Below are 4967 nucleotides of genomic sequence, written 5' to 3' on the forward strand. Positions count from 1 at the left end.
TCCTCGCCGAGATCCAGAGCGGCGAGTTCGCCACCACCTGGATGGCCGAGTACAAGGCCGGCCTGCCCAAGTACAACGAGTACAAGAAGGCCGACACCGAGCACCTGCTGGAGACCACCGGCAAGAAGCTCCGGGGGCTCATGAGCTGGGTCGAGGGATGACGGCGCACAGCGCCACGCAGGAGTTCCGGGCCGCGCGGGACTTCCTGCTGCGCCACCGCAGGGACCCGGCGGCGGCGTACGAGGGTTTCGTCTGGCCCCGGCCCGAGCACTTCAACTGGGCACTGGACTGGTTCGACGTGATCGCCGAGGGCAACGAGCGCACCGCCCTGCACATCGTCGAGGAGGACGGCAGCGAGAGCCGCCACTCCTTCGCCCGGCTGTCCGCACGCTCCGACCAGGTCGCGGGCTGGCTGCGCGCCCAGGGCGTACGGGCCGGCGACCGGATCCTGGTCATGCTCGGCAACCAGGCCGAACTGTGGGAGACGGCGCTCGCCGCGATGAAACTGCGGGCCGTGCTCACCCCGGCGACCCCGCAGCTCGGCCCGGCCGACCTGCGCGACCGGATCGACCGGGGCCGGGTCGGGCACGTGATCGTACGCGCCGAGGACCGGGCCAAGTTCGACGCCGTCCCCGGCTCCTACACCCGGATCGCGGTGGGCGGCGCAGGAGAGGACGGCGGCTGGGTCCCGTACGAGCGGGCCGAGGGGCACACCGGGCGCTTCGAGCCGGACGGCCTGACGCGCGCCGAGGACCCCCTGATGCTCTACTTCACCTCCGGCACCACCTCGCAGCCCAAACTCGTCGAGCACACCCACGCCTCCTACCCCGTCGGCCACCTCTCGACGATGTACTGGATCGGGCTGCGCCCCGGCGACGTCCACCTGAACATCTCCTCCCCGGGCTGGGCCAAGCACGCCTACTCCAGCCTGTTCGCACCGTGGAACGCCGAAGCGACCGTGTTCGTCTTCAACTACACGCGCTTCGACGCCGCCCGCCTGATGGGCGAGATGGACCGGGTGGGCGTCACCAGCTTCTGCGCCCCGCCCACGGTGTGGCGCATGCTCATCCAGGCCGACCTCTCCCGGCTGCGCACCCCGCCGCGCGAGGCGGTCGGGGCGGGGGAGCCCCTCAACCCCGAGGTCATCGAGCAGGTCAGGGCCGCCTGGGGGGTGGGCGTACGCGACGGGTTCGGGCAGACCGAGATGACCATCGGCATCGGCAACTTCCCCGGCCGCCCGTCCACCCCGGGCTCGATGGGCCTGCCCGCGCCCGGCTTCCGCGTCACCCTCCTGGACCCGGTCACGGACCGGCCCGCCGACGAGGGCGAGATCTGCTTCGACCTGTCCCCCCGCCCGGTCGGCCTGATGGCCGGCTACCACGGCGATCCGCAGCGCACCGCCCGGGCCATGGCCGGCGGCTACTACCGCACGGGCGACATCGGCAGACGGGACGCCGACGGCTGCATCACGTACATCGGCCGCAGCGACGACGTGTTCAAGGCCAGCGACTACAAGATCTCCCCCTTCGAGCTGGAGAGCGCGCTCCTCGCACACGAGGCGGTGGCCGAGGCCGCCGTCGTCCCCGCCCCCGACGCGGTGCGGCTCGCCGTGCCGAAGGCGTACGTGGTGCTCGCCGCCGGCTGGGAGCCGGGGCCGGACACCGCGAAGCTGCTGTTCGCGCACGCGCGGGAGGTGCTCGCCCCGTACAAGCGGGTGCGCCGCCTGGAGTTCGGGGCGCTGCCCAAGACCGTCTCGGGCAAGATCCGGCGGGTCGAACTGCGCGAGGCGACGGCCGCCGGGTCGGACGCGGAGTACCGCGAGGAGGACTTCCGGTGAGGCCCGCGCACCCGGAGCTCCCGTCGGAGGCCCACCCGGGCGCGCAAGCGGACGTGCCCAAGTCCGTTGCTCCTTTGGCAAGTTGCCAAGGTCGCCGGGTGCGGGCCCGTGCACAGAGAAAACCGAACGGTAGATATGTAATCTCGCTGCTAGCCGCACCCGGTCCAGCGGGCCCATCCGGCCCGCCCGGTGCACCCCGGTGTGCCCGTGCGCCCCCCGACCTCTCCACCCCGAACCATCCCAAGGACGGTTAGACATGTCAGCGGAAACCCTTTCCGTACCGGCGTCCCCCTCGGTCCCGTTCATCAACGTCATCGACCCCGAGTTCCGCTTCGACTCCCCGGACGTGGCCCGGGCCCAGGCGGAGAACTGGTACGCCGAGACCCCGCTGGGAGTGCTCGTCCTGCGCCACGCCGAGGCACAGGAGCTCGTACGGGACGGCCGGCTGACCCACAACGGCACGGGCTTCATGGAGCAGAACGGCATCACGGACGGCCCGGTCTACGACTGGTTCGTCAATGGGCTCGTCAACCAGGACGGCGACACCCACCGCCGCATGCGCTCCCTGGTGAGCCGGGCGTTCACCCCCCGCATGCTGGAGAACCTGCGCCCGCTGATCCGCGAGACGAGCGAGCGCCTCGCCAACGAGATCGAGGCCGCCGGCGCGTGCGACTTCTTCGAGGCCTTCGCCGACGCCCTCCCGCTGGCCGTCATGACCCAGCTGCTCGGCGTACCGGCCGAGGACTTCCCCCGGTTCAGCAAGTGGAGCTCGGAGATCGGCCTCGTCTTCAGCCTGGCCCTCGGCGGCGACATCCCCGGCCGCGTGGAGACCGCCGTGGTCGGGCTCTACGACTACGTCGAATCCCTGATGGCGGACAAGGCGGCCCACCCCACCGACGACCTCATCTCCGCGCTGGTCACCGCCCAGCGCGCCGACGGCACCGTGAGCCACGAGGAACTGCGCAACCTCGTCGTCACGATGGTCTTCGCGGCCCACGACACCACGCGCCTCCAGCTCGCCAACGCCCTGTTCACCTTCAGCGAGCACCCCGACCAGTGGGCCCTGCTCGGCGAGCGCCCCGAACTCGCCGGCCAGGCGGTCGAGGAGGTCATGCGCTGGCGCCCCTCCTCCAACGCCGTCTACCGCTACGCCGCCGAGGACATCGAGTTCCGGGGCCGGACGTTCCCCGAAGGCACCATGTTCATGATCGGCGTGCAGGCCGTGCAGCGCGACCCCCTCGCCTACCCCGGCGGGGAAGCCTTCGACATCACCGCCGAACGCAAGACGCCGGTGATGCAGTTCGGCGGCGGCCCGCACTACTGCCTGGGCGCCCCCCTCGCCCGCATGGAGATCACCGAGGCGCTGCCCGCGCTCGCCCGCCGCCTGGGGGCGCCGACCGTCACCGGCGCCGTCACCTGGCGTCCCGCCATCGGGATCACCGGCCCGAACGAGCTCCGGCTGCGCTTCGGCTGACACCCCGGCCCGCCGCGCCACCCCCGTACCCCGGCCCGCCGCGCCACCCCCGTACTCGCGCGGACCGCTCGACCGCGCGAGGCCGCATTGACGTTCCGTCAGACCTAGGAGTCATTTCATGACCACGGCAACACCAGCGAAGAAGAGGGCAGGCCTCGTCCTGTTCCTGCTGGCCTTCTCCCAGTTCATCATCAGCGTCGACTACAACATCGTCTACGTCGCGCTGCCCGACATCGGCGAGGACCTCGGCTTCTCGGCCCAGTCCCTGCAGTGGGTCGTCTCCGCCTACGCCGTCGCCTTCGGCGGCCTGCTGCTCTTCGGCGGCCGCGCCGTCGACCGGCTCGGCGCCCGCCGCACCCTCGTGGCCGGCCTGTCCTTCTACGCCATCGCCTCGCTCGCCGGCGGCTTCGCCACGGACCAGGGCCTGCTGATCGCGGCCCGCCTCGTCCAGGGCATCGGCGGAGCCCTCCTCTTCCCGGCCGTCCTCGCCCTCATCGCGACCTCCTTCGAAGGCGCCCAGCGCAACAAGGCGTTCGCCGCGTGGGGCTCGGCCGGCTCCCTCGGCCTCGCGGCCGGCGCACTGCTCGGCGGTGTCCTGACCGACCTGGCCTCGTGGCGCTGGGTGTTCTTCATCAACATCCCGCTCGCCCTGATCATCCTCATCCCCGCCCCCAAGGCCATCCGCCCGGACGGACCGGCCAACCTCTCCAGCGGCTTCGACCTCCCCGCCGCCCTGCTGTCCACCATCGGCGTCTCCGCCATCGTGACCGGCCTGGTCACCGGCCCGGAGAAGGGCTGGTCCGACAGCGTCACCCTCGGCTCGCTGGTCCTCGGCGCGGTCCTGCTCATCGCGTTCTTCGCCACCGAGGCCAAGACCCGCAACCCGCTCATGCCGCTGCGCCTGCTGAAGAACCGCCCGCTGGTCGTCGCCATGTCCGTGCTGTTCGTCTTCCAGACGGCCCTCGCGGGTGCGTACTACGTCTTCACCACCTACGTGCAGCCCGTCCTCGGCTACAGCCCGATCCAGGCCGGCCTCGCCTTCCTCCCGCTGACCCTGGTCTCGATCATCGGCGCCGGCAAGCTCGCCCCGAAGTTCATGGAGCGCTTCGGCATGCGCGCCACCCTGTCGACCGGCATGGTCGTCAACGGCATCGGCATCGCCCTGACCATCTTCGGCATGTCCACCGGCGGTTCCTTCTACGCCCTGCTGCCCGGCTCCATCGTGTGGGGCGTCGGCGGCGGACTCGTCTTCGTCTCCGTCTTCGCCTCCGCCAGCTCCGGTGTCGGCCCCGAGGAGCAGGGCGTGGCCGGCGCCATGGCCTCCACCTCGCAGCAGATCGGCGGCGCCGTCGGCCTCGCCGTCCTGGTCGCCATCGCCAACTCCACCTTCTCCGGCACGTACGCCGAGGCCGCCAAGGCCGACATCCTCGAAGGACTGCGCCTCGCCGGCCTGATCGGCGCCGGACTCCTGGTCCTGGGCGGCATCCTCGCCCTGGCCCTCAAGAAGGACGCCCCCGCGGCCGCCGCCCCGGTGGAACCCGCCGCCGAGGCCGCGCAGGAGAGGGAGCCGCAGCACGCCATCGGCTGAGCACCGAGCAACGAACACCGAGCACCGCTTCGAAGCGCCGTGTGCCGTCGTCCCCGCGGGACGACGGC

The 4967-nt window shown here is 71.7% G+C and carries 3 protein-coding genes and 1 pseudogene; all 4 read left to right on the plus strand.

Annotated features, from left to right (window positions below; genetic code table 11):
* Positions 1-161: pseudogene (locus ABZ128_RS35340) on the plus strand (ketol-acid reductoisomerase); the annotation flags it as partial.
* Positions 158-1837, plus strand: coding sequence for an AMP-binding protein (locus tag ABZ128_RS35345; protein WP_356853989.1), 1680 nt, complete (start codon positions 158-160; stop codon positions 1835-1837). The pseudogene ABZ128_RS35340 and the gene ABZ128_RS35345, both read left to right, overlap by 4 nt.
* A 256-nt stretch (positions 1838-2093) precedes the next feature.
* A complete protein-coding gene (locus ABZ128_RS35350) occupies positions 2094-3311 on the plus strand; it encodes a cytochrome P450 (protein WP_356853991.1) in 1218 nt (405 codons plus the stop codon).
* Between the two features lie 118 nt (positions 3312-3429).
* On the plus strand, positions 3430-4899 hold the full coding sequence (locus tag ABZ128_RS35355) for an MFS transporter (protein WP_356853992.1): 1470 nt from the start codon (positions 3430-3432) through the stop codon (positions 4897-4899).
* Positions 4900-4967: the final 68 nt, after the last annotated feature.

Origin of the sequence: Streptomyces sp. NPDC006326 (assembly GCF_040612915.1) — a bacterium.
Lineage (GTDB): Bacteria > Actinomycetota > Actinomycetes > Streptomycetales > Streptomycetaceae > Streptomyces.

What these genes read in the sequence shown, in the direction of transcription:
- ABZ128_RS35345 (WP_356853989.1), top strand. Translation starts at nt 158, where the DNA reads ATGACGGCGCACAGCGCCACGCAGGAGTTCCGGGCCGCGCGGGACTTC.
- ABZ128_RS35350 (WP_356853991.1), top strand. Translation starts at nt 2,094, where the DNA reads ATGTCAGCGGAAACCCTTTCCGTACCGGCGTCCCCCTCGGTCCCGTTC.
- ABZ128_RS35355 (WP_356853992.1), top strand. Translation starts at nt 3,430, where the DNA reads ATGACCACGGCAACACCAGCGAAGAAGAGGGCAGGCCTCGTCCTGTTC.